The sequence below is a fragment of the Gracilimonas sp. genome, assembly GCF_017641085.1.
GTDB lineage: Bacteria > Bacteroidota > Rhodothermia > Balneolales > Balneolaceae > Gracilimonas.
The window spans coordinates 666,471-691,180 of the sequence record NZ_JAEPPI010000002.1 but is presented as its reverse complement, the minus strand read 5'-3'; the positions used below and the strand labels follow the sequence as shown (position 1 = coordinate 691,180).

The following is a 24,710-nucleotide window of genomic DNA, read 5'->3' as shown; positions in this document are numbered from 1 at the left end:
ACCGGGTCGGAATGAGATCGATATTATCAGCACTTACTATATCTGTATTATGTGGAATTGGAAACGGACATGTTCTGGGGCAAACACCGGATGAGCTGGTTCCCCCGCCAACCAACAATGAAGTAACCGCCGTTTTTGCTGAAGAAGCTCCTTACATCGATGGTAACCTGGATGATGAAGTTTGGGAAGATATCCCTCCCATCACCACCTTTACACAGGTTTGGCCGAATGATGGTGCCTCAGCAACCGAAGATTCGGAAGTAAAAATTGCCTACGACCGCGACCACCTATACTTCGCTTTCCGTTTTTATGATGATAACCCGGAATTAATCCGTGCCAAGAATCTCGAGCGCGGAGGTCGAAATAACCGCGATGATCACGCTTACATCGGCATCGACACCTACCGGGATGGCCGGAATGCTTACCTGTTTGAAATGAATGCACTGGGCACTCAGGATGATGCCCTGATCACCGATGAAAGCATCAGCTACGACAGCTTTTCCTGGAATGCCGTATTCATAAGCGAAACAAAAATTGACGATGATGGCTGGACCATGGAAGTCTCGATCCCCTTTCGACAGCTTCGGTTTCCGGAGGGAGAAGAACTCGAGTTTGGACTGATGATTTCCCGGATGATCAACCGCAAAAACGAGCGGGTACTATGGCCGGCCATCGGAATGGAGTACGGAGGCAGCTTTGGAGCATTAGCTGCCGTCTCTCAGTATGGAATCCTCAAAGGAATTAAGAACATCCGCCGGGGAAATAATATCGAGATTAAGCCCTATGTAATTTCCGGGGCACAGGAAGTCCGACCAGATCTTCAGAATGAACAAACCGACGTTGAATATACCTATGATATCGGTGGGGATATGAAATGGGGTATCACGTCAAACCTCACCCTCGACCTGACCGTTAACACAGATTTTGCACAGGTTGAAGCCGATAATGTACAGTTAAACCTCTCCCGTTTTAATCTTTTCTTTCCGGAAAAACGGGAATTCTTTCTGGAGCGCGCCGGACTTTTTGAACACGGAAATACCCGTTCCACACAAACTTTTTTCTCACGCCGAATCGGCCTCACCAATGATATCCTGACCGGTGCCCGCATGACCGGGCAGTTGGGGCGTTTTTCCGTTGGCGCGATGAACATCGAAACCGGAAATGAAATGGGAGATGTTTTTGGCAGCCAATCTACAAATAACACAGTTGCACGAATCAGAACCAACGTATTTCCACGCGCTACCGTAGGTACCATCATCACAAACGTTGAATCACCAAATGGATATAACCGCGCCCTCGGTTTTGATACCAAGTACCGATTCTGGAGCTCCAGCGAGTTTAACGCCTGGTACACCAGGGTTTGGGATGATACCGATGCCCTTAACGATGCAGCGGGCCACGGAAGCCTTCAGCTGCAGAATGAAACCTATTCAGGCGGATTTTCTTACACCAATGTGGGAGAAAACTACAACCCGGCCCTCGGATTTGTCCGCCGCCGTAACATGAGACAATATTCCGGGAATCTTGGGTACAATCCTACCGTAGAATTTGATGTTCTGCCATCACTGCGAAGGTTCAATTTTGGTACTTCCTACAACTACATCGAAGGGCAGGATGGTGTTAAACAAACCACCCAACTTAGCGGGTCTGCTACCGCTGAGTTTGCCAGCCGGCAAAGTATTCGTATCAGCGGAAACCAACAATTTGAACGGCTTTTTGCAGATTTTCCGATACGGCAGAATGCCATCATTCCCGCCGGGGATTATACCTTTAATTCAATAGGCATTCGCGGGGTTACCGATGAAAGTAAACGCGTGTTCGGCACCGTTGAAGCCAGCACGGGACAGTTCTACCATGGGAACCGCACCGACCTGGAAGGCAGCATCGGGTTCCGGCAATCCAAACATCTTCACATTGAAGGACGCCTGAGCCACTCCATGATCGACCTGCCTATACCTAACGGCGAGTTTGATGCTACCACCGTTTCCACTTCCATACTCGGAGCTGTAAGTCGCAAGTTATTCGCCAAAGCCCTTATTCAGTACGACAATTTCTCCCGTGATCTTCAAGCCAACATTCGCATCGACTGGATTCATACACCCGGTAGTGACCTGTTTCTCGTATTCAACACCTCCTACCACCTCACCGGAGATAATGAAACGCTTTTTGATCCCCGAAAAGATGTGATCATGAACAGCCAGGCCGCCGTGGTGAAGCTGACGTATTTGATTCTGCTGTAGAATTTTGCTCCGACTCAGAGCGTCAGAGCGAGTTGCGGTAACTGGAAATCTACCCATTCAAAAATCTTCGACCTCCTCTGCCTCCTCCTTCAAAAGGAGGAGGACTCCTTATTATAACCTTAAGCAATAATCAGGTTCCCCTCAAAACAAAGCCCTCTCCTTGCGAAGGTGTCCCGATTTCCTGGAAAGTGAGGTCAGTTACACGGCTTTGATATCAGAACTTGATCTGTTTTTTGTATTAATTATCCCCCGAAGCCCTTTCAGGTCGCTTCCATCTTACCGGATCTTCAGGTGTTGGAATGATGGGGTTATCGTAATTCTGAAGAAGTCGCATGGCTTCGTTGATGGCTGCTTCCAGCTGGGGGTCGTGTCCGTTTATAACCTCTTTAGGTGTTTGCATTACTTCTATATCCGGAGCGATGCCTTCTCCTTCCACGGCCCATTCTCCGTCCATGTTATAGAAACCACCACGGGGAGCTACAAACCGGCCACCATCTACAAACGGAGGAGTATCCCAAGTTCCTACCAGTCCACCCCAGGTTTTAGCCCCAACTAATGGACCGATTTCCATCTTACGGAATAAGTATGGAAGCAGGTCTCCACCCGATCCGGCTCGCTCGTTGATCACCATTACTTTAGGTCCCCAGATACCGGCTCCCGGTGTAGTGAATGGCTTGCAATCGCCGGCCTTACTGTTAAAAAAGCCATGCAGTTCACGATCCATAACATTAACCATGTAATCAGCTGCTGAACCTCCTCCGTTATTTCGTTCGTCAATTACCGCACCCAGCTTATCCTGTTGGGCAAAATAGTATCTGTTAAAATATTCGTAGCCGCTACCACCGGTATTTGGCACCCATACATAGGCCAGCTTTCCATCTGACATTTCATCTACCTTGCGTCTGTTACCTTCTATCCAGGCACGTGTTCTCAGGCCATATTCACCGGAAACCGGAACTACCGTCACCAGGCGAGCTCCTTCCGTTCGAGGCCGATTATTGACTAACAACTGTACCTGACGATTAGCGGTTCCTTCAAAAGGCTTGTAGAAATTCTCTTCCGCCGAAATTTCTTTTCCATTTACGGCAAGTATATAATCTCCTTCATTCACGTCTATGCCCGGACCTGAAAGAGGTGCTCTCAGGTCTGGATTCCAGCTTTCGCCGGTATATATCTTATCGATGCGATAGGCTCCGTTATGATGAGAAATATCCGCTCCTAATAACCCGGCTTGTACTTCTTCAAGATCGGGATAATCTCCTCCGGCTACATAGGAGTGACCAACGGCAACTTCACCACTCATTATATCCAGCACATAATTGAGGTCAGAGCGATGTTTAGCATGTTCTACCCAGGGAGCATACCATTCATATATCTCTTTCCAGGGTGCTCCGTGCATATTATCAACGTAGAGAAAATCTCGCATAAACCGCCAGCCATCCCGGAATATTTGAACAAACTCTTCCTGAGGATCTACTTTTATCTTAATATCTGAGATGTTCAAACTGCCATCACCGGCTTTCTTTTCACTGCCATCGGTACCGACAATTCCCCAGGTTCCGCCACTTCTGTAAAGCAAACTCTTTCGGTCCTGAGAAACTACACCTTCATTGAAGTTAGCCATGAACAAACTTCCTTTTCGATCATCCAGGCTGAATTTGTGAAGCCGGATTCCTTCATTTTCCACCAACTCCATATAAAATACATCTCCGCCCGGCCCCGGCATCAGTCCTGTATAATTTCGTTGGGGGATATCCACAGCCAAAGTACGTTCATCAATTCCTTCCAAATCGATTACCACTTCTACCTCTCCGCTTTCATCGGAGGAACTCCCTTCTTCGGAAGTTTCTTCGTCATCGCTTTTAGGAAGAAGTGGAGAAGGCTCGTTATCCGATAACACAATCATATACAAGGCACGGGTTACCGGCATGTTGTAGGAACTCATATCCAGCCAGCCGGTATTTAATCCATAATCGGTGCTGGCGAGGAAATAGAGGTATTTTCCATCTTCACTCCATACCGGTGTGATTGTATCCGACATTCCGTCAATCAGTTGATGTGTTTTCCCGGATTTCACATTGTGTACCTTCACTGCCTTAAATTGATTGTCCAAAATTTTGACGTAGGCAATCCACTTACTGTCGGGCGACCAAACCGGGTTCATGGTTCGGTTAGGATGTGCATATCCATCGGTATCTACTTTTTTGGCTTCTCCGGATTCTACATTCACATACCAAAGATTATAATCGGTATCGGTATAGGCTATGTATTTACCATCGGGCGACCAGTCCGGCCGGAAATAGAAAGTAGGGTTTGGGAGTGATATTGACTTCGGTTCTTCCAGCCCATATTGATCACCAATCATCAGAGTATATTCTCCACTTTGATCGGAGAACCAGGCTACCTTACTACCATCAGGCGACCAAATTGGATAGCGCTCTGCACTTGCCGATGAGTTACTCAGGTTTCTCCACGTTCCCATTTCTTTTGGAACCGTAATAATCTCCCCCCGAAACTGAAAAACCGCTCGTTTACCGGTTGGGGAAATAGCCGCATTATCCAGCGAGTAGGCATTGGGTTCTTCCCAGCGAGGTCGACCCCAATTCATGTCTCCGGCAACGTGAATTTCGACCTGTTCGGTTTCTCCGTTTTCGGGATTCAGCAAATGCAGATACCCACCTTGTTCATACACAATCATACCAAAACCGGCATCAAGGCTTTTAGCGTCAAAGTCAGAGTGAAACGTCCATTGTTTTTCTTCACCGGATTCCGGGTTGAAAGACCAGATGTTATTTGCGAAATCCCTTTCGGATAAATAAAACACAGAACCCTCATGCCATACCGGATCGGTATGACGTTCGTTATCGGTTCTTGGTGTTTGGATTAATTCGTAATTATTCAAATTCACAATCCAGATGGGCTGCGCTTGTCCGCCCCGGTAATTTCTCCACTCGGGATCCCAAAATGTAATCGGGTTATAGGCCAGGTATTTTCCATCGGCCGACATCTCCCCCGTAGCAGCTCTTGGAATTGGCAACACTTCCGGCATTCCACCTTCCGTACTCACTTTCCAAATGCGGTTTAGTTGTGTGGGGTGAGCCGTACGGGTTGAACGAAACAGAACTTCACCATCAGAAGTCCATCCCGTTACCACATCATCAACAGGATGCCAGGTAAGTCTTTTTGGTGATCCGCCTTCAGTCGGAATTACAAAAACATCGGAGTTCCCATCATACTCTCCGGTAAATGCAATCATGCTGCCATCCGGTGAAAAATGCGGGTTCGACTCTCCTCCGATATTGCTGGTAAGACGAACCGCATCGCCCCCGGCTTTATCCACCTTCCATAGATCATTGGCATGAACAAATACGATACTGTTTTCTGAAATAGTAGGCTCACGCAAAAGTTGCGTTCCCTGAGCAAAGAGTTCAGCTGTAAAATTTAGGGTTAGTAAAAGTGTTAATGTATATCCGAATAAACGTTTCATAATATCCCGTATTAATTGATGTGCTTGCGGAATATAATCAAACAAAGAGGAGAGTAAAGAAGAGGTGATAACTCTTTACAAGTAGTGGTTTAAAACAAACTCGTTTGCTCGCGGTCTTCTTTTTGGGCTTGCTCTATCTGGGGTTCTTCAGTTGGGGTGAAGGTTTTGAGCATTTCAGGCATGAACCGTTTTTCATAGATGCGGCGTGCAATTCCGTGCAGGGCTTTTTCACCACGGGGTGGGATTCGGAGAAAACCGCTGTCATCTTCATCCAGGAAACCAAACTGACGTAAGTCGTTGACAATCAGGTAAGCCAGCTTTTCCGTTACGCCGGAGTTTTTCTCTACATATTCACGATGGGGTGGCTCTTCTTCACTTACATACACCAGGCCGAGCACATTTAGTTCAACATCAGTGAGAGGGAATCCTTCGCTGCCTTTGGTAAGCAGATTGTCCCAGGTTTTTTGAGAGTAGTACAGCCCAAACCAGGATTTGGCTTCACGAAGTAAATGACCGCTCATTGCACAGGCAAAATGTTGGCCGGGTCCGGCTTTGCGCGGCTCGCCCCGGGTACGAAACATATTCACCATGGTGGCGAGATCTAATTCTCCAATGTTAGGAGGATACCTGAAGTAAAAATCGCTTCGTTTTTGCATGTACCTGTTTCCTGTCTATTTGGTTTGACAGCATCGGTAAGAAATCTACAAAAAAAATTTCAAAGCCACTTCGACATTGAACATTCATTATTGACTATTCAATGTTCCTTCAGCTATTACCCTTTTTCCTTAATCAGGTCAACCGCTTTGTCCATGGTGAAGTCTTCAGGAGTTTCCCCTTTGGGAAGGCTGATGTTCTTCTTGCCATGCTTGATGTATGGACCATACCGCCCGGTCATCACCCGAACCTGCTTGTCGGTTTCCGGGTGTTTGCCTAAGTCTTTAATCTCGTTACTTCCGCGGCGGGATTTAGATTTTTGATTGAGCAGCTCCACCGCCCGATCCAACTCAATATCCAGTACACTGTCTGATTTAGGAATGGACTTAAACTTACCGTCATGCACTACAAAAGGGCCGTAACGTCCAACACCGGCTTTCACTACTTTATCGTCTTCCGGGTGCTTACCGAGTGGTCGTGGTAGTTCAAGCAGTTGCAAAGCCAAATCGAGACCCACATCCTTTGGTTCCATTCCCTTCAGCAGAGAAACACGCTTCGGCTTTTTGTTTTCCTCGGTTACTTCACCCCTCTGCACATATGGACCGTATCGGCCGGAAAGCAGAAATATGGGTTCTCCGGTTTCAGGATCTTCACCAATGGGTTTGTCCTGTTCCTCAGAAATCTTAATCAGCTCTTCCAGCTTTTCTGATGAGATATCGCTTGGATCCATATCGTTGGGGAGCGAAGTAGTTACTTCTTCCCCGTTTTTCTCCATGCGGGCATAGGGACCAAATCGGCCCACCGCAACTTTGATTCCCTCTAACCCCTCTAAAGGCAGATCAAGCAGTTTTGCTTCCTGTGGGTCAATCTTGTCTTCCTGCGTATCCACTTTGGCTTTGAGGCCATTTTCACCATTGTAAAAATCTTCGAGGTATTTCACCGGGTCTTGGTTTCCGGTAGCTACCGCATCCAGCTTATCTTCCAGCTCGGATGTAAAATCACTATCTACCAAGTCCGGAAAATGTTTTTCTAAGAGGGATGAAACAGCAAAGGCGGTGAAAGTCGGGATCAGTGTTTTGCCTTCGCTCTTGGCATACCCGCGATCCTGAATGGTACTGATAATAGAAGCGTAGGTACTCGGGCGACCTACTCCTCTTTTCTCCAATTCCTTAACCAGCGTTGCCTCCGTAAATCGTGCAGGAGGCTTGGTTTCGTGGCTCACAAAGTTCAGATCATCCAGCGCCGTGGCATCACCTTCATTCATTGCAGGAAGAAAGTTTTCCTGGTTCTCAAGAGCCGCTTCCGGATCATCGCTTCCTTCTACATATGCCCGAAAATATCCCGGGAAAAGAATTTTCTTACCGCCCGCACGGAAGTCTGCATCGGTTCCATTATTGGTTGCCCGAATGGTAACGTTTGTGAACTCAAGTTCAGCTTCGGCCATCTGAGTAGCAATGGTTCGCTTCCAGATCAGATCGTAGAGCTTAAACTCACGGTCCCGCAGCCCGGCTTTATCCGGCTTCACAAAACGGGAGCCTGACGGACGAATAGCTTCGTGAGCTTCCTGTGCCGACTTCCCTTTCTTGTTGTAATTCCGCACGCGCTCAAACAGGTAATCTTCGCCGTATTCTTCGGTCACCGCATCACGGGCAGCACCAATGGCCTGACCTGATAACCGGGTAGAATCCGTACGCATGTAAGTGATAAATCCTTTTTCGTACAGCTTCTGAGCAACACTCATGGTGTCGCGGGCAGAGAATCCAAACTTACGGTTAGCTTCCTGCTGCAGGGTTGACGTAATAAACGGAGGCGCCGGATTTCGCTTCTGTGTTTTCACATCCACATTAATCACCGACCAGCTTGCAGACTTCAGGTCATCAACCAAAGCCGATGCCTTGTCTTCGTCCAGCAGAACTACCGAATCCGGCTTCTTCAGCTTGCCGGTATTTTCATCAAAGTCTTTTCCGCTGGCAAGGCGTTTTTCGTTGAGGTGAGTCAGGTCTGCATCAAACTTGTCATTCTCTCCCTCTTTATGAAGCTGTGCTTTCAAATCATAATAGGTAGCGCTTTTGAACTTCATACGTTCGCGTTCGCGCTCAACCAAAAACTCAACAGCCACCGATTGTACACGTCCGGCTGAAAGTCCGGGAGAAATCTTTTTCCACAATAAAGGTGAAACGGTATAGCCCGCCAGCCGGTCCAGGATTCTTCTGGTTTCCTGGGCATGCACCAGGTTCATGTCAATATCCCGGGTATTTTCCAGTGCGTTCAGAACGGCCTCTTTGGTAATCTCCCGAAACGCCATTCGTTTTACCGGAATCTTAGGCTTCAACACTTCCATCAGATGCCATGAAATAGCCTCTCCTTCCCGGTCCTCATCCGTTGCGAGAATGAGTTCATCCGCATCTTTCAATAACTTTTTGAGCTTGGTAACCACTTTCTTTTTGGAAGAAGGAACCACATATAAAGGATCAAAACGATCATCTACATTAATTCCTAAATTTGACCAGCTCTCTTTTTTATACTTGGCGGGAATTTCTTTAGCTGAGGAAGGAAGATCACGGATGTGACCCATAGAGGAGTCCACTACGTACCCTTTGGGCAGGTATTTTTTAATCGTTTTCGTTTTTGTAGGGGACTCTACAATGACAAGGCTTTTCATGCGATAAGGATAATTATTTCAAACTTTCGACCAGCTCTTTTAGCTCTCCAGCGTGGTCTTTGGTATTCACTTTTTCAACAGTGCCCAAAATAGTACCATCTGTATCAATAACAAAGGCCGAACGTGAAGGGGCCTCATACTCATTCCCAAACATCTTTTTCTCAACGATGGAATCTGTGGCTTCAGCAAACTTATAATCCGGATCAGATACCAGTGTAAAATCAATGCCCTGCTTCTTGGCATATCGCTTGTGAGAACCACAGGTATCTTTACTGATGGCCACCAGGTTATAACCATGTTCTTTAAACCAGGATGATTCGTCGGCTAAGTCTTTAGTCTGCCGGTCGCAACCACTGGTATTGTTCTTCATATATACCGAAACGATAGTCGGCTTATCCAGCAATCCTTTGAAGTTAATTTCTTTTTCCTCTCCATTATGCACCGCTTTAACGGTGAAATCAAAATCTGCTTTTGCTCCTGTCTCAATCATGAATGTGAATATTTGGTTAGTTTTTCGGTTGGGTTGGGATAACTACATTTTGAGCGAGAATCGTTCAGTGGATCACAGATTTGGTGATTGAGGGATTCCGCAGATTTTTCCGCCCTCTTTTGTTTTCTCCTTCAACAAGTAGAAAAACTCGTTGTTTAGAATTGTAGTTAAAGAAGATATCAAAGCTATTGCATGTCACGAAAAATCTGTGAAGATCCCTCAATCTGAGCAATCTGTGATCACCGACGCCACAACAAGAACTTAGCCACGGCCGCCACTACCAGCGAGTGATGCACTGCTCCCCGGCTCACAAGTTCTAAAAAATCATCCAGCGGCATTACATGTACATTAATGCGTTCATTACCATCCAGCTGTTGTTCCTGAACTTTTTTGCAGTTTTTGATCAGGTAAGTATGGGTGTAATTGGTAAAAATTGCCGGGTTCGAACTCACCCGCCCTAAGTTAATGCACTCATCACCTGCATAGCCGGTTTCTTCCAGCAGCTCTCTCTTTGATGTCTCCAAGGGCGACTCTCCGGGATCAACCATTCCACCGGGTAATTCCAGCGTAGGCTGTTCAATTCCATACCGGTATTGCTCCACCAACACGATTTCATCATCCGGGGTAAGCGGGATTACGTTGATCCAATCGGGCGCTTTCAGAATCGAAAATTCAGCCGAATGATCTTCAGACTCGATTTTCATCGTACGACTCAAAAGTTTGAAGATATTCGTCGTATATTTGACCTCTTCATCTGTGGTAACCCACGGTTCAATTGTAAATGTAAAATCACCACTACTCATATGTCAGATACGCTCAAATTAGTTAAAGATCAGTTTTCCTCGGAGGCAGAACTTAAAAAAGCTATTGATAAAGCGTGTGACCTGATGGAAGAAATTTACGATTCGGGCAAATATCCCCAGATGATTGTGGAGAGAATCTGGAGCAAACATAACCCGGTTATCGACGGAGAGCTTGCTCAACCCAAAGCTTACCGCTGGTATCTGAAGCGCGAAATTGAACGCCTGGTAACTAATGGAGCCACCGTTTTTGTGAAACCTTCGCGGGAAGCACTGCCCATGAACAACCCGGATCTTTTTGACAACCTGGATGAAAGTGACTGGGACATCACCCAAAAGAAATTGTTTTTGTTTCGGGCTGAGCGCATCGATATTTCACTCGACCGCCTTCGGCATTACACCGGAACTAAACCCGCCGATTTCCAGCGATATATCCTGTTTACCAACTATGATATGCATGTGGAAGTATTCCTCGACAAGTTCCCCGATTGTGTTAAACCGGAACGAGAGGGCGTACAAATGCCGGCCTATCATCACAAGATGGACAATAATTCAGGGCTTACGCTCATCAACATTGGCGTGGGGCCTTCCAATGCTAAAACCATTACCGATCATGTGGGGGTGCTTCGGCCTGATGCCATGGTGATGGTGGGTCACTGCGGCGGACTCCGGAACCACCAGGATATCGGCGACTTTGTGCTCGCAAATGGGTACTACCGTGCCGACCGTGTTTTGGATGACTTATTCCCCATCGGGATTCCGATTTCCCCGAATTACATCCTGAACCGTTATCTGAAAGAAGTGCTTGATCAGCATGATATGAACCACCGGATCGGGACCGTTTACACCACCGCCAACCGAAACTGGGAATTCTCGAAGGCTAAAACGGTGGAAGAAATTCATATGAGCCGCAGTGTGGCTATTGATATGGAGTCATCTACTGTAGCAACGAACGGATTCCGGTATCGCATTCCACACGCCACCCTTCTTTGTGTGAGTGATAAACCCTTGCACGGCAAACCTAAGCTCACGGACGCCGCTCAATCGTTCTACCAAAACTCCAAAGAGATGCACCTCGAAATGGTGATTGATGCCCTGCAAATGGTGAAAGATTCCTACCCGGAAGGACTGCCCAACTCCAGCATCCGTGCCTTCAACGAGCCACTGATGGGTGGAAGCGGGTGATGAATATCGAACATTGAGCAAGGAACATACAACATTGAACTGTTGAGGGTTTGGTTCTTATATGGATCAGCCCTCTTCTTGGTCATTCCTGCGGAGGCAGGAATCTGGTTGTTGCTACTTAAACCCTTAAGGCACCTTCAGGCAGTAGACCGCTTTGCTGCCCACATTCACCATGTAGCCTTCGCCCACCCCCAGCGAGGAGATATAAATGTCGTGGCTGTCAGTTTGATAGCCCGGGGGTAGCTTGTTGTAAATGACCTTTCCGGTGGAAGTATCCAGCACCCAGATATCTCCGCCCCCCGAGTTCGTAAAATATAACCGGCCGTTTTGCACTGTTGGAATACTGGTGTTGGAATAGAAAATATCCTTTCGCCAGAGTTCCTCACCGGTTGTAAGATCCAGTTTATGGGCATTGGTACCAACAGAGGCGGCATAAATAGCCTCGGCATCTACAGCCAGGCCCACATCAAACCCGCTGTCAAAAAAATTATTCACCCAGTTAATTGCTCCCTTTTCCCGGTCAACCGACACAATGGCTTTGCCCTGAAGTAACACAATGGCCGACTCCGTAACCTCAATATCATATATGGGCGGGCTAACCAACACCGAATCCCCCGGCTGTTCAGTTCTGATATCATCTATAGGAAACTCCACCGGAAGCTCCCAAATCAACTCCCCGGTTGCGGCCTCGAAGGCAAATAAGTTTCCCCGATATCGTTCTTCTCCGGGGATAGTACGGTCAAATGACGAACCGGGCACGTATAACATCCCATCTCCAAACGGGGAGTAAACGGGTTCAGTTGCTCCCTGGCTTACCCCCTCAGGAACCAGCCGGTCGATAGAGTAGCGGCGGGTAATCGCTCCGTCGCTCTTGCGCAGCTGCAGAACGTAACCCCGGCGACCGGCATACAGGTGCTCCTGGTCTTGGCTCATCACAGGGCCTCCCATACCGGAAAACTCAGTAGCATCCTGGGTTACCGGATTGCTCCATATAATCCTTCCGGTTGATTTGGATACGGCTTTGATATTGAATCCCTCATCAAGGTATAGCGTGTTTTCACTGGAAAGGATCGCCCGAGAGAAATTTCCGTTACTGGTGTTAACACTCCAGAGGCGCTTTCCTTTATTCAGACTGTAGGCTTTCAGCTGTGTATCCTGAATAAAATATACGGCCCCATCCTCTATTAGCGGCTGTGTACTCACCAACCGATCGGTTGAGTTTTTCAAGTTCCAGACCACCTCACCCCCTTCGGGACCGGTATCGCGACCGCCAAACAGCTCACAGGATGAAAGCAGGGCTGCACACATAAATAGATTGATTATAAAATAGTGGTAGTTCATCTTCGATTTCAGCTAGAAAAATTAGGTTCTCCAAACTTATTATGTATTACACATTCATAACGATTATGTAATAATGATATTCAATTTAATACCGGCTGGCTGGCGAGGTTCCCAGCCGGTATCGTATAATTATTGTAAACAGGGACTAACTTTAGAGTCGAAAGAGAATGACTCGGATTCACACCCCGATACATCTACATAATGGATGTCGATTGCCGTTTCTCCGGCACTGCTTACTACTAGTTTTACAGCTGCACGTGCCGTTTCCCCATCTGGAGCAGCATAAAAGATTTGTTGCAATGTGGTACCATTACCTACACTCACCCAAGAACTACCCTGATCTCTGCGATAATGCCACTGATAGCTAACTGAACCCCCTGCATTGGAGACACTGCTGGAGAAATAGGCCGACTCGCCACCACTCACCAGTCTCGGACCACTGATATTTACATATAATGGCTTTTTAACTTCTGGGATGCTAACATCATCATTTCTAAATATCTCAAAGAGCCGTTGTTTCACTGCCGGGTGTGCCGTTTCTTCGAGGTGATTGGCTCCTCTTGCTTCTAAACGCCTAACAGTGTTATCTCCGAATCTTTCAAAAAAGGAAGGAGCCTGCGTTACAGCGGTTAATAGTCCATCATTTGTGTCTTTACAATTCTGACCTATGTTACCGCATATAGTTCCTGAATAATAGTTAGCACCCACTACATATTTATCCCAATCTCGCTGTTGAAAATACACCAATGAAAGAAAGCCTTTGTACCACTGCTGGGCTATCGTGGCAAAATAAACAGCACTATTGTAATAGAAGAAGTGATTAGGGTCATATGTATTCGATGTAAGATATAGATAAAAATACTCTCCAGATAAATATGTGTAGTAAGAAGCAGCTGCAAAGTAAAATGAATACAGATATCGATGCGCTTTTATAAAAGTACCATTTTCAATAGGAGACTCCGGACCTCTGTACGCTGATTCAGAAATGCGTACATATTCGTACCTGGATCCTGATTCATTCCCAAAAATTGCATAGCGAGCAGTCGGCAGAGTATTGTTTGGGGAGGCATTCAGGGTATTGAGGAAGGAGCTCCCAGGCCTCATATCGCTAACTGAAGCTTTTTGTCCATACGCAGTTTGTAAACGAGCATTAATATAAGGCCCGGTAAGCTGGTCTATATAACCAATTTCACTTAGTACAGCCCTTCCAAAATCACGGCCATACACTGACCCAAATGAAGCTATCGGTCCGGCAGCAACATCTTCCACCCAACCAGCGATAACATTAGCCAGGTTCCCGTTTTGAACATTTACTGCAGCAGGAGCACCCAAATTGGGGGTTCCCACCGTAATGAGTGCATTCATTTTTCCTGTTCCTTTTTGTCGCAGGTGTTCTCGTGCTACAAGCCCTCCAAGGCTATGAGCCAAAGTAACAGTACCGGAAGGAATATAGACACTAGAAGCTGTACTACTTACAGCATTAGCAGAATTATAGGATACATTATCCCGATAAAAAACAAATTCAGATGACAGTTGCCCTGCCATGTTATTCCAAATCGTATAGTTGTCTCCCAGTCCATGTATGAATGACACTGTATTCGACTGGCTAAATCCGGCTACTGAAAAGCCTGCTAATAGGACCAACACTAACATAAAATTTTTCATGATGTACCTCCTAATTATGTTGCTTTTTGGGGGTGGTCTGGAGCAATAAATAACCTTCATCACCCCGCTTCATTTTTACTGCCTTTGAGTTACCATCCTTTTTAGCAGCATTTCTGGCAATTTCTTTTCCATCTTTAGAAGCAGTAAAATTTGGTTCCATCCTACCGGTGTTGGCATCAAATATGCTCGCAATGCTCATCATTTTTGACGGAGTATCTTCCTTATACTTATATATGACTTCGAAACGGCGGTTGCCTAATTCTTTAACTTTGTATCCTTTGTCTTTCAGCCACTTTTTTATCTCTCCGTCGTCCATAGCCTCTAAAGGTTTTTCATTTTCAGGAGTATTAGAATTGTTTGAACTTTTAAGTAATTGTCCGGGTCTATCTTCTCCACTCCCATATGATTGTAAAATGTCTAATTCCTGCTGTATCTCAAACAGAATGTTTTTTTCGTCCGCAGATAATGCAGTCGAGTAATTAGAGCCATTCAGCGTATATTGCAGCGATGAATATCCGTCATAACGAATACTACTGGGCATATTTTTGTAGGTCTGGATTACTGGATTTATTTTAAACGGATCGTCGATTGTACTTTCGGTTCCGGTAGTAATAGAAAGGTTACCCGTTACACTCAGTTGATTTGATGAATACACATCAAAGAGCAAATGTTCGGAGGTATTAATATTATCTGCATTCAGATCAATATCTGAAGCGGAGTAACTTGCCTCTAAAGTAAACTCTGCTGAGCTTGGCTCTGTATTGGTTTCAAGCGCTGAAAGTTCTGGTACATTCATACCCCCACTGAACTCATGATTGTTCGTCAAAGTGGAAGTGCTGTTAGTTTCGCAGGCTATAAGACCAATCATTAGTAGAAAGGCCACAATCGGTACTGGAATAAATGTTAATTTTTTCATTATAGTAATATTTTTATTACAGTTACATGCAAATAATTATTTGTTTTTTTTACTACAATTACGCACATTATAAAAGAGTCAACAGATTGTTTTTTGTTACATTTATTTACAAATAAACAGTCAGCAACCTGTCCTAACCCGGGGAATCATGGATTGAACCCTCCAACCTGACTCCGACACCACCCATTTTCCTTTATTAGATCTCTCACACCTTTATTCGGCAACTATTTATTGTTTATCAATAAATAGTTATTGCTTTTCAAAAAATTATTTCTTTTGTTAAAAGCAGATTGAAATTAAATGATCTATTATGAAACTCAGAAAAGACTGGTCGCTCGCTTATTTACTGCTTTATATATGCCAAATCGGATATTGGCTGATCATCATTAGTGTAGCTTTGGAGCTATTCATTTCATTCGCCCAACTTTCCGGCAACCATATTGTGATAAGGGATGTCTCCGTTAACCTTGAGCTCCGGCAATTTGAAGAATACAACGATATAGAATTAGACAATATCCGGCTGAATATTCCCGAAAGAATGACTTCAGATTTACAAATTTCCGGGCCTTATGAGGAAGTGAAAGGTGGTTTTTACTTTTTTAATGGACTGAAACTGTATGAAAATACCGTGTTCTTTCTCATGCTATTTCTGTTCTCAAAAGTATTGAGAAACGTCGCGGAAGGTGATCCCTTTCACGCCAAAAACCCCTCTTACTTATATATGATTGGCTGGACGCTTATTATCTCTTCGCTCATCAATATTTCTTTTCAGTTTTTGAATATGGGGCATTTTATTTCCCTGCCTCTTTTAAGTGATTTGTCACTTCCGGAGGGTATTGACATCACTTCGCTGGATATGTTTGGTAAAGACTTCATGATCGCCGGTATTTTCAACATCGTCCTGGGATATGTGTTCAAAGAAGGTGCCCGCATTTATGAAGAACAAAAACTAACTGTGTAACCATGGCCATAATCGTTAACCTGGATGTGATGCTGGCCAAACGGAAGATGAGTCTTACCGAGCTCTCGGAAGAAGTAGGCATCACCATGTCGAACCTTTCCATCCTTAAAACCGGCAAAGCCAAAGCCATTCGTTTCTCTACCCTCGAAGCTATCTGCCAAGCCCTCGATTGTCAGCCGGGAGATATTTTGGAGTATTCTGAAGAATAGTTCGTTAATTGTTATTCGTTATTGGACCTTCGACTATTAACGAATAACGAATACACGAACTTAAGTTTTTTTGTAAGGAATGGTCTTCAAATCGCTCTAACTGTAAAATGAATAAAACCAACAGAGCGATATGTCACACGAAGAATCCTTTTCGATCGAGCACTTCCACAGCCGGACTGTCAAAGATATGCAGCCGGATGAACAACCCCGGGAAAAACTGATGCGCTACGGCGCCGACTCCCTTTCCGACTCCGAACTGTTAGCCATCCTGATCCGGACCGGCACCCGCAAGTTAAACGTAATAGAAACCGCCAAGGCTCTGCTCACCCAATTTGACGGACTTCATAATCTTTCCCGCAAAAACTGGCAGGCGCTTAAAGTGATTCCTGGAATAGCGAAGGTCAAAGCCATCACGCTGGAAGCCGCCTTTGAGCTGGCGCGCAGAATTGAAGTAGCAGGACTGGGTGAAGAAATTCAAATAACCTCCCCCGAAGACGCCAACGCCTATTTTGCCCCTAAACTCCGGCATCTCTCCAAAGAAACCTTTGTTGTAGGATTTCTGAATAATGCTAAAATTCTGACTGGCTACCAGAAAATCAGTACCGGAGGTAAAACAGCCACCATTGTGGACCCGGCCGAAGTAATGCGACAGGCCGTACTGAATGAAGCTGAATCCATTATCCTGATCCACAATCACCCTTCCGGGCGGAATAAAGCATCGAGCGCCGATGTCCAGCTCACCAAGCGACTGGCAGAATGTGGCAAGTTGTTTTCAATCCCCGTTGAAGATCACCTGATTATTGCCGGATATAAGTACACCAGCCTGAAAAGTGAAAGGCTTTTTTGAATGTACATTTTTCAACGCCCAACACCGAATAATGAATCTCCAATATCCAACGAATTTCCATCTGAAAATTGAGTGTTGGATATTGATCATTGAATATTTCCTTACCTAATAATCACATAAAAGTTCACGATCATGAAAAACCAAATATTTGACTTGCAAAGGCGTCTAATAAACTTTGCAATTTCGATAATGGAAATTGTAGAACTCCTTCCAAAAACATATACAGGAACCCATTTTAAGAAACAATTAGTCCGCTCCGGCACAGCGCCAGCTTTACTTTACGGAGAAGCACAAGCAGCTGAATCAAGAAAGGACTTTGTTCACAAAATGAAAATCGGCCTGAAAGAGCTAAGAGAATCCTACATAACGCTGACGATAATCTTGGAAAAACCATTGATTAAAAACCAGAAAGCTATTGGCACGCTTAATGAATGTGATGAACTAATCTCTATTTTTTTCACCAGCATTACTACGGCAAAACAAAATATGAAAAAGAGGTGAGGTGACTGTCTAATATTCAGGCAACCTTAATTCATCATTCCTTGTTGGATATTGGCTATTGGATATTCATACCTTTCTGAAAACACAAACCTCACCACATCTCCCATGATTTACGAATTCCTGAAACGTTCTCCGCAATTTGATGATACAGTTTTTGTGGCTCCCAGTGCTGATATAATAGGTGATGTTACCCTGGGGAAAGAAAGCAGTGTTTGGTTCAACGTAACGATTCGCGGGGATGTGAACTACATTCAGATTGGAGACCAAAGTAATGTTCAGGATAATGTATGTATCCATGTGATGAATCAGACCGGCCCGACCATTATCGGTAATAAAGTGACTATTGGCCATGGGGCTGTTGTTCACGGATGCACCATCAAAGACCGTGTACTGATCGGCATCAACGCCACCATCCTTGATGAGGTAACCATTGAACCGGACGTAATTGTGGCAGCCGGAACCCTCGTGCCTCCCGGCAAAACCCTCGAAAGCGGTTATATGTATATGGGCTCGCCGGCTAAAGCGGCACGTAAACTAACGGATGAGGAAATCGCATCCATTCCCGAATACGCAACCAACTATATTAAATACTCGCGGGCCTATCAGCAGAAGGATACATATGACAAAAACCCTTTTTATACCAAGTAATTGAAAATGTTGAATTATAGATTTTGAATGAAACCCATTCAAAATCCATAACTTCTAATTCAAAATTTCAGCATGAGCGGCCTTTATATCCACATTCCCTTTTGTAAACAGGCCTGCTCGTACTGCGATTTTTATTTCGTAACCCGGCAGCAGCATAAGCAGGATTTTGTGGATGAACTTATCCGGGAAATTCACGCTAAAAAGGATTCGGTGTTTACCGAAGAACCCGTACGATCCATCTACTTTGGTGGCGGTACTCCATCTCTTTTAACAGCTGAGCAGGTGAATGCTATTCTCGATTCCATCCGGGATGTTTTTGACACCGACCTTAAAGAAATCACCCTGGAAATGAATCCCGATGATGTGAGCCGGGAGTATTTGGCGGGATTGAGGTCTGCCGGAATTAACCGCGCAAGCATGGGTGTTCAGTCATTCAACCCGGAGCTGCTGAAGTTCATGAACCGTGCGCACACTTCCGAAGAAGCGCTGAAGTGCTTGGAGATACTGGAAGCTTCTGAATTCAAGGTTTTTACGGTTGATGTAATCTATGGTAATCCCGGACAATCTTTGGACATATTGGAACAGGATCTGGATACCATTCTTGAGTTTAATCCCCCTCATATTTCGGCTTATTCACTAACAATAGAACCTCATACCCGACTGGGAAAACAGGTTAAGCTGGGGCGCATCACTCCCCCTGAAGACGATACCGTTTCCGACCATTTTGATCTGGTTGTTGATAAACTTGCAGCAGCTGGTATTCAACAATATGAAGTGAGCAACTATGCTAAACCGGGCAGCGAAGCGGTTCACAATTCCAACTACTGGAGCCATGAAAATTACCTGGGACTTGGACCCGGAGCACATTCGTTTTGGTGGAATGAAGATCACATATCAGCAATCCGCTGGAATAACCGCAGCAACCTGAACGCCTACCTTAACGGAGACTGGAAAGAACAATCGGAACGCGAAGAGTTAAACCTGGCAGACTTAGCCGAAGAGCGACTGATGCTGGGACTCAGGACCAAAATGGGACTTGAGAAGAACGAACTGAAAAGCACCTACCACTTTGAGTTCAATGACCGGCAGTTACATTACCTTGAAAAGCTGGAAGAAAGCGGGAAGGCCAAAACCGGAGGTCGAATTCACCTGACAAAGGATGGACTCAAAATCGCTGACTCCATTTTACTTGATCTGATAACGATGACATAAACCCGATTACCTTACCTGAAGATCAGCTCCCCAGGCCTTGCCACTTTTTTGCGAAGCGTGCATACTCCCCGGCCTTCTCGTTCAAGCCGAACTTTTTATACGCATCCGATACCATTTGCGAAGCTTCCGCCAGCCGGCGGTAATCGGCTTTGCTTGGGTTGGCTGCCGTTCCTTCCAGAGCGGGAACCTGTAAGGAGGTATTATCCTCCAGCGAATCAGGGTGAGTATCCATTGTGAAATTCGCCTGATAAATAAGCGGCCAGAACTGTGATTTTCCATACACTTTCTTTCCGATCACCCAATACCATTCGTCTTTCTTTACCGTGTAGGTAGAAGTACCTGTTTTACCTGTTGGAGCCGAAGTCTTTTCTTTCACGGTCCCGGAAGAAGCAGCCGTTTGTGTTTCACTCTGCACGGGGTTTTGCAGTTTTTCAGATTCGTTAGTTTCCTGAGCGGTCTCATTACTTTCTGCGCTTTCTGAAGACTGATTATTGGGTGTCTGTTGTACTCGGGGCTGTTCAACCTTAGCCTGTTGTGCGGGCATATTGGTAGGCTCGGTACGCAAAAAGAACCACCAAACCGATACAAGTGCTACCGCCAGCAACGCTGCCAATATCATAATCAAAGCTAAGTTATTACCCTCTTTCTTTCCTTCTCTTACGAAAGGTTTATCCGCAGGAGTTTCTAATTCAGGTTCAGGTTCAGGTTCAGGTTCAGGTTCAGGTTCAGGCTCCGGATCCAGTTCAGCTTCTTCTGGTTCCTGCACATCAAAAGCAAAGGGATCCTCGTCGCGTGTATCTTCCTCAACCGGCTCTTCCTCAGAAGTTTCTTCTGCCTTCTCTTCTTCTAATTCGTCGTCTTCAGGTTCCGAATCATCTTTGGGCTCATCGTCAAACTGAAAAATCGTTTCTTTTAATTGCTCTTCCGGTTCCTGCTCCTTTTTTTCTTCGGCAGAAGTTATCGGCTCAGCGGATTCTTCGTCTTTTTCTTCCGCTTTCTCCCCAAGCAATTCGGTTTCCAAATGGGCAAACTTGGCATTCACATCTTCCTTGAGTGCTTTGTAAGGTGTGAACGAAACCCGTTTATGTGCCGGAATGGTAATCGGCTCTCCGGTTTGGGGATTTTGCCCCTGCCTTTCAGCAACTTCCTTAACTTTAAAGCTTCCGAAATTGGTAATAGAGGCTTTACCAGTTTCTTCCAGCTCCTGCTTTACCCTGGAGATCAGCGCTTTTGCAAAGGCCTCACTTTTCTGTTTGCTGAAGCCCGTTTTCCTCGATAAGGCTTCAATAATCTCGCCATATGTAACTTTGTTACTCATTTTCACCCTCATTTATTTGATCGCGCAGTGTGCTGCTTTGGCTGTAGTGCACCACTCTTTTTTTGGGGATAAGCATCATTTGCTCATAATGAGGGTTGTACGACTTATGCTCTTCCCTCACTTCCGACTTAAAACTGCCTAAACCGGGAAGGGTAAACCCTTTGCCGTTGGAAAGAAGCATGGTCAGGCCTTCCACAAAAGAATCATACAGATCTTCCGTCTCAGTCTGCGTGAGCTCAAGCTCTTCCGCTAATTGTTTGAGTACCTCCGACTTTGTCATAATGAGTATGTACTAAATTTGAAAACCAAGTATCCATGAATAAATGCTAAAACAATGAAATAAGCAATTTTCAGCAGATTTTAGTAAATCAATGTGGGTTAACGATTTCACTGTTACCTGAGGATGCTTATCATCCGCTATCATCAAAGTGCCTGAAAACCGGACAACCGTTATGCTCAAATCCTTTATCGAAGTAGATGCCGATTCCCATTTCCCCATACAAAACCTCCCTTATGGAGCGTATGAAACCGAAGAGGGTGAAATCCACCTTTGCTCAGCAGTTGGTGAGTATATCATTGATTTGTTTGCACTGGATGAAGAAGGCTTATTCGACGGGCCCGTACTGAATAACCAGTACGCTTTTCAGGACTCTACCCTCAATTACTTTATGAGCCTGGGAAAATCAGCATGGACAGAAGCCAGGGAAACCCTCCAATCTCTGTTGTCTGCCAACAACGAAACCCTCAGGGATGATGCCCTTCTTCGCCAACGCGTATTCAAAAAAAGAGACGATGTTCGCCTGGTGATGCCGGTGCAGATTGGGGATTACACCGACTTTTACTCCTCTGAACAACACGCCCGTAACGTTGGGTCCATGTTTCGCGACCCGGATAACGCTCTATTACCAAACTGGAAACACCTCCCGGTTGGTTACCACGGGCGCGCAAGCTCTATTGTTCTTAGCGGTACAGATATCCATCGCCCCAAAGGACAAACAAAACCTGATATTACCGGTCAGCCGATATTTGGCCCTTCACAAAAGCTGGACTTTGAACTCGAAATGGGATTTTTAACCGGACCTGGAAATAAGCTGGGCCATAATATTACGGTGCAAGAAGCGGAAGATCATATTCTCGGCTTGGTTATGGTGAACGACTGGAGCGCCCGTGATATACAGAAATGGGAATATCAGCCTTTGGGGCCCTTTCTTGCTAAAAGCTGGGCCACTTCCGTCTCACCTTGGATTGTAACGATGGAAGCTCTGGAACCCTTCCGCACTGTATGCCCGCAGCAAGATCCTAAACCTCTTGATTACCTGAATCAACCCAGCCGCACTACTTTCGACATTCAGCTCGATGTGCTTCTGAAAACCGAAAACCAAAGTAAACCCCATCGAATCTGCTCCACTAACTTTAAGCATTTATACTGGACTATGGCTCAGCAGCTGGCCCACCAAACCGTTTCGGGATGTAATGTGAAACCCGGAGATTTATACGCCTCCGGCACCATCAGCGGACCTGAAAACGAATCTTACGGAAGTATGCTTGAATTGACCCGGAACGGCACGCATCCTCTTACATTACCTTCCGGTGAAGAGCGGTCTTTTCTGGAAGACGGGGATGAAGTAATCATGAGCGGTTTTGCTCAGGGTAAAGGCTTCAAAGTGGGTTTTGGGGAAGTAACCGGCAAGATTTTACCTGCTACCAAATAAGGCTATTTCAGCAAGGTCATCTTTTTGGTGTAAACTTCATCGTTAATTTTCAGGCGGTAAAAGTACACCCCTGAACTTAGTCTTTGTGCGTTAAAGGGGATGGAATAAGAGCCCAACCGGTAATCCTGAGCCGTAAGCGTCTGCACTTTTCTTCCCGTGATATCATACACTGTCAGTTCCACAAAAGCAGAGCGAGGGAGATCAAAATTGATATTGGTTTCCGGGTTGAAGGGGTTGGGATAGTTCTGATAAATTTTCACCGACTTGGGTAAATCCGCATATTCAGGATCACGAATCGTGATAGTATTGCCTTCTTTGCCAATCAGTAATTGAATTTCTCTTGTTGAGCCGCTGTTGCTGTAGTTCGCTATCACCACCCCAACTTTTTCCACTTCCTGCCAGGTTACTTCCGAGGGTACATATACCTGAGATTTATTTTCTCCGGTTGCGATAAGCTCCGTCATCCCGCCATTGTTCATATATAGCAAAACGCCTAATCCCACCTGGGTGCTGTCGAAGTCCACGGCTACTTCAATAAAGCCATCATCACCGGCTGATGGTTCAATTTCAAAATAACGGGCGGCAAGGGGCCTTATAAAGTTTACTTCCAATGCTTCCTCAGGTACTGAATTAAACTTGGCTTCAAGATTAGCATTGGGATACTGCAACTTCTCCCCAAAACCGTAATTATCCTGCCCCCCACGCGAACCCGAGGCAAAATGCCAAAGATGATTTCTTACAAAAGAAGTTTCAAAGTCTTCTCCGCGACCCGGCAACAGATCAACCAACGCTTCGTCAATGCTTAGGTTATTCTGCCCTTCTATCATTTGCCAGACATCACTCCACAATTCATCCCCGAAATATTCACTGTAAAAAATCATCCAGCTTACATGCCAATACGCGCCGGGTGTGCCGTCTTCAGGAGCAAAAAAGATAGAGGCGGAATAAGGATCTGAAGAGTTCAGTCCATTTTTGATGTAGTTATAGTAATCGTTCACGTCGTCGTACACCACTTCTTCAAAAAGGGTGGCATCCATTTCAGCCCAATCAAACGCCCCGGATGGAGAGGCCCATTCATTTTGAGCAAACTGAATGGCATGCTTCAGTTCATGGGCAACCGTTGCATAAACCGCTCCAACCTGATCTCCCTGCGGATGAGTATTAGGTGGAAAATTCACAAAATCATTTTCCATCACTATATAGGTTTCCGGGCCTGAGCCTCCCTGAAAAATGGTTTCCCCATAGTAAGAAAGGTCTTCCAGTTCTATGGTATAAGTGGTACCGTTGGGAATGGGATCTTTAAAGCCAAGATTGATGACCTCGTGCCGGTACGAAGAATCTGCTGATTCGGCTACTAAATCCACATAATCGGGCACGCCATTTCCATCATTATCCTCCACTGAAACCGAGTCGGCTCCACTGGTTACATACACAATCTCAAACTTCCCGGATGGCGATATATAAGTTTGAAGCGCTTGTTTCTTTTTGGAGGATGAATTATCCGACCGTATGGATTCGATCTTTGCCAATGCATTCGGAGAAATTCGATCCCGGTGGGCATGAAGAAACATCTCGGCCGGGGTGGCACATTTGTGGGGTGAGATTCCCGGCAATTCATATAGCACCCTGAACTGTTCCAAAGCAGCAGTTTCAACATCCATTTCCCCTTCCGAAAAAGACCGCTGGATTTCCAGAAGATGACGGGGCGAGTCAGTCCTCGTTTGTCCTAACAATGCAGAAGGCATACTCAACAAGGCCAGAATAGTAACAACTACTCCCTTTTTAATTTGATCCCGATACTTATGCATTGTTTGGATTTTGCTTAACTTTAGGGTTCGCAAATGTTGAACGCAGTAAATCTA

Annotated in this window: 20 protein-coding genes; 9 read left to right on the top strand and 11 right to left on the bottom strand. The window is 45.5% G+C overall.

The annotated features are described in order from the left end of the window. The first annotated feature begins 11 nt into the window (after positions 1-11). The gene (locus JJ941_RS10065; RefSeq protein WP_290964606.1) at positions 12-2,240 is read left to right on the top strand and encodes a DUF5916 domain-containing protein; all 2,229 of its coding nucleotides are present in this window, start codon (positions 12-14) and stop codon (positions 2,238-2,240) included. A gap of 238 nt (positions 2,241-2,478) precedes the next feature. Here JJ941_RS10065 and JJ941_RS10060 read toward each other — a convergent pair whose 3' ends face one another. The 5 genes from JJ941_RS10060 to JJ941_RS10040 form a co-directional block, all read right to left on the bottom strand. After that, entirely contained in the window at positions 2,479-5,727 is a 3,249-nt protein-coding gene (locus tag JJ941_RS10060; RefSeq protein ID WP_290964603.1) for a S41 family peptidase, read from the bottom strand. An 89-nt stretch (positions 5,728-5,816) separates the two neighbouring features. Then, entirely contained in the window at positions 5,817-6,383 is a 567-nt protein-coding gene (locus JJ941_RS10055; protein ID WP_290964599.1) for a hypothetical protein, read from the bottom strand. Positions 6,384-6,499: 116 nt separating this feature from the next. Continuing rightward, complete coding sequence (gene topA, locus JJ941_RS10050) at positions 6,500-9,043, bottom strand: type I DNA topoisomerase (RefSeq protein ID WP_290964596.1); 2,544 nt, start codon at positions 9,041-9,043, stop codon at positions 6,500-6,502. A 13-nt stretch (positions 9,044-9,056) separates the two neighbouring features. Then, positions 9,057-9,533, bottom strand: coding sequence for a peroxiredoxin (locus JJ941_RS10045; RefSeq protein ID WP_290964594.1), 477 nt, complete (start codon positions 9,531-9,533; stop codon positions 9,057-9,059). A 239-nt stretch (positions 9,534-9,772) separates the two neighbouring features. Then, positions 9,773-10,237, bottom strand: coding sequence for an NUDIX hydrolase (locus tag JJ941_RS10040; protein WP_255133744.1), 465 nt, complete (start codon positions 10,235-10,237; stop codon positions 9,773-9,775). A 99-nt stretch (positions 10,238-10,336) separates the two neighbouring features. Between JJ941_RS10040 and JJ941_RS10035 the strand changes: the two genes are divergently transcribed. Further along, positions 10,337-11,518, top strand: a complete 1,182-nt coding sequence (locus JJ941_RS10035; RefSeq protein ID WP_255133747.1) for an AMP nucleosidase — start codon at positions 10,337-10,339, stop codon at positions 11,516-11,518. Positions 11,519-11,644: 126 nt separating this feature from the next. On the opposite strand, the gene JJ941_RS10030 is transcribed toward JJ941_RS10035, so the two are convergent. The 3 genes from JJ941_RS10030 to JJ941_RS10020 all read right to left on the bottom strand — a co-directional run bounded on the left by JJ941_RS10030 (position 11,645) and on the right by JJ941_RS10020 (position 15,440). After that, complete coding sequence (locus JJ941_RS10030; RefSeq protein WP_255133749.1) at positions 11,645-12,859, bottom strand: PQQ-binding-like beta-propeller repeat protein; 1,215 nt, start codon at positions 12,857-12,859, stop codon at positions 11,645-11,647. Between the two features lie 129 nt (positions 12,860-12,988). Beyond that, complete coding sequence (locus JJ941_RS10025; protein ID WP_290964585.1) at positions 12,989-14,524, bottom strand: hypothetical protein; 1,536 nt, start codon at positions 14,522-14,524, stop codon at positions 12,989-12,991. A gap of 10 nt (positions 14,525-14,534) precedes the next feature. Further along, complete coding sequence (locus JJ941_RS10020; protein ID WP_290964581.1) at positions 14,535-15,440, bottom strand: hypothetical protein; 906 nt, start codon at positions 15,438-15,440, stop codon at positions 14,535-14,537. Between the two features lie 310 nt (positions 15,441-15,750). Between JJ941_RS10020 and JJ941_RS10015 the strand changes: the two genes are divergently transcribed. The 6 genes from JJ941_RS10015 to hemW all read left to right on the top strand — a co-directional run bounded on the left by JJ941_RS10015 (position 15,751) and on the right by hemW (position 19,818). Further along, positions 15,751-16,401, top strand: coding sequence for a DUF2975 domain-containing protein (locus JJ941_RS10015; protein WP_290964579.1), 651 nt, complete (start codon positions 15,751-15,753; stop codon positions 16,399-16,401). A gap of 2 nt (positions 16,402-16,403) precedes the next feature. Further along, positions 16,404-16,610 (top strand): helix-turn-helix transcriptional regulator, encoded by a 207-nt coding sequence (locus JJ941_RS10010; protein WP_366069243.1) that lies wholly within the window; start codon positions 16,404-16,406, stop codon positions 16,608-16,610. Positions 16,611-16,740: 130 nt separating this feature from the next. Continuing rightward, on the top strand, positions 16,741-17,457 hold the full coding sequence (radC, locus tag JJ941_RS10005) for a DNA repair protein RadC (RefSeq protein WP_290964577.1): 717 nt from the start codon (positions 16,741-16,743) through the stop codon (positions 17,455-17,457). 132 nt (positions 17,458-17,589) lie between these two features. Then, positions 17,590-17,958 (top strand): four helix bundle protein, encoded by a 369-nt coding sequence (locus JJ941_RS10000; RefSeq protein WP_255133760.1) that lies wholly within the window; start codon positions 17,590-17,592, stop codon positions 17,956-17,958. A gap of 105 nt (positions 17,959-18,063) precedes the next feature. Then, the gene (locus JJ941_RS09995) at positions 18,064-18,606 is read left to right on the top strand and encodes a gamma carbonic anhydrase family protein (RefSeq protein ID WP_290964572.1); all 543 of its coding nucleotides are present in this window, start codon (positions 18,064-18,066) and stop codon (positions 18,604-18,606) included. Between the two features lie 72 nt (positions 18,607-18,678). After that, complete coding sequence (hemW, locus tag JJ941_RS09990; RefSeq protein ID WP_290964568.1) at positions 18,679-19,818, top strand: radical SAM family heme chaperone HemW; 1,140 nt, start codon at positions 18,679-18,681, stop codon at positions 19,816-19,818. Between the two features lie 22 nt (positions 19,819-19,840). Here hemW and JJ941_RS09985 read toward each other — a convergent pair whose 3' ends face one another. Both JJ941_RS09985 and JJ941_RS09980 read right to left on the bottom strand, forming a co-directional pair. Beyond that, entirely contained in the window at positions 19,841-21,136 is a 1,296-nt protein-coding gene (locus JJ941_RS09985; protein WP_290964564.1) for an HU family DNA-binding protein, read from the bottom strand. After that, positions 21,129-21,416 carry an HU family DNA-binding protein gene (locus tag JJ941_RS09980; protein ID WP_290964562.1) on the bottom strand — a complete coding sequence of 96 codons (288 nt, stop codon included), beginning with the start codon at positions 21,414-21,416 and terminating at the stop codon, positions 21,129-21,131. The genes JJ941_RS09985 and JJ941_RS09980 overlap by 8 nt, the downstream gene beginning before the upstream one ends. 172 nt (positions 21,417-21,588) lie before the next feature. Here JJ941_RS09980 and fahA point away from each other — a divergent pair, with 172 nt between their 5' ends. Next, entirely contained in the window at positions 21,589-22,848 is a 1,260-nt protein-coding gene (fahA, locus tag JJ941_RS09975; protein WP_290964558.1) for a fumarylacetoacetase, read from the top strand. Between the two features lie 2 nt (positions 22,849-22,850). On the opposite strand, the gene JJ941_RS09970 is transcribed toward fahA, so the two are convergent. Beyond that, positions 22,851-24,656, bottom strand: coding sequence for a T9SS type A sorting domain-containing protein (locus JJ941_RS09970; protein ID WP_290964556.1), 1,806 nt, complete (start codon positions 24,654-24,656; stop codon positions 22,851-22,853). Positions 24,657-24,710 lie beyond the last annotated feature (54 nt).

Excerpts from the sequence above, each read along its gene's own strand:
- JJ941_RS10065 (WP_290964606.1), top strand. The coding sequence starts at position 12 with ATGAGATCGATATTATCAGCACTTACTATATCTGTATTATGTGGAATT.
- JJ941_RS10060 (WP_290964603.1), bottom strand. The coding sequence starts at position 5,727 with ATGAAACGTTTATTCGGATATACATTAACACTTTTACTAACCCTAAAT.
- JJ941_RS10055 (WP_290964599.1), bottom strand. The coding sequence starts at position 6,383 with ATGCAAAAACGAAGCGATTTTTACTTCAGGTATCCTCCTAACATTGGA.
- topA (WP_290964596.1), bottom strand. The coding sequence starts at position 9,043 with ATGAAAAGCCTTGTCATTGTAGAGTCCCCTACAAAAACGAAAACGATT.
- JJ941_RS10045 (WP_290964594.1), bottom strand. The coding sequence starts at position 9,533 with ATGATTGAGACAGGAGCAAAAGCAGATTTTGATTTCACCGTTAAAGCG.
- JJ941_RS10040 (WP_255133744.1), bottom strand. The coding sequence starts at position 10,237 with ATGAAAATCGAGTCTGAAGATCATTCGGCTGAATTTTCGATTCTGAAA.
- JJ941_RS10035 (WP_255133747.1), top strand. The coding sequence starts at position 10,337 with ATGTCAGATACGCTCAAATTAGTTAAAGATCAGTTTTCCTCGGAGGCA.
- JJ941_RS10030 (WP_255133749.1), bottom strand. The coding sequence starts at position 12,859 with ATGAACTACCACTATTTTATAATCAATCTATTTATGTGTGCAGCCCTG.
- JJ941_RS10025 (WP_290964585.1), bottom strand. The coding sequence starts at position 14,524 with ATGAAAAATTTTATGTTAGTGTTGGTCCTATTAGCAGGCTTTTCAGTA.
- JJ941_RS10020 (WP_290964581.1), bottom strand. The coding sequence starts at position 15,440 with ATGAAAAAATTAACATTTATTCCAGTACCGATTGTGGCCTTTCTACTA.
- JJ941_RS10015 (WP_290964579.1), top strand. The coding sequence starts at position 15,751 with ATGAAACTCAGAAAAGACTGGTCGCTCGCTTATTTACTGCTTTATATA.
- JJ941_RS10010 (WP_366069243.1), top strand. The coding sequence starts at position 16,404 with ATGGCCATAATCGTTAACCTGGATGTGATGCTGGCCAAACGGAAGATG.
- radC (WP_290964577.1), top strand. The coding sequence starts at position 16,741 with ATGTCACACGAAGAATCCTTTTCGATCGAGCACTTCCACAGCCGGACT.
- JJ941_RS10000 (WP_255133760.1), top strand. The coding sequence starts at position 17,590 with ATGAAAAACCAAATATTTGACTTGCAAAGGCGTCTAATAAACTTTGCA.
- JJ941_RS09995 (WP_290964572.1), top strand. The coding sequence starts at position 18,064 with ATGATTTACGAATTCCTGAAACGTTCTCCGCAATTTGATGATACAGTT.
- hemW (WP_290964568.1), top strand. The coding sequence starts at position 18,679 with ATGAGCGGCCTTTATATCCACATTCCCTTTTGTAAACAGGCCTGCTCG.
- JJ941_RS09985 (WP_290964564.1), bottom strand. The coding sequence starts at position 21,136 with ATGAGTAACAAAGTTACATATGGCGAGATTATTGAAGCCTTATCGAGG.
- JJ941_RS09980 (WP_290964562.1), bottom strand. The coding sequence starts at position 21,416 with ATGACAAAGTCGGAGGTACTCAAACAATTAGCGGAAGAGCTTGAGCTC.
- fahA (WP_290964558.1), top strand. The coding sequence starts at position 21,589 with ATGCTCAAATCCTTTATCGAAGTAGATGCCGATTCCCATTTCCCCATA.
- JJ941_RS09970 (WP_290964556.1), bottom strand. The coding sequence starts at position 24,656 with ATGCATAAGTATCGGGATCAAATTAAAAAGGGAGTAGTTGTTACTATT.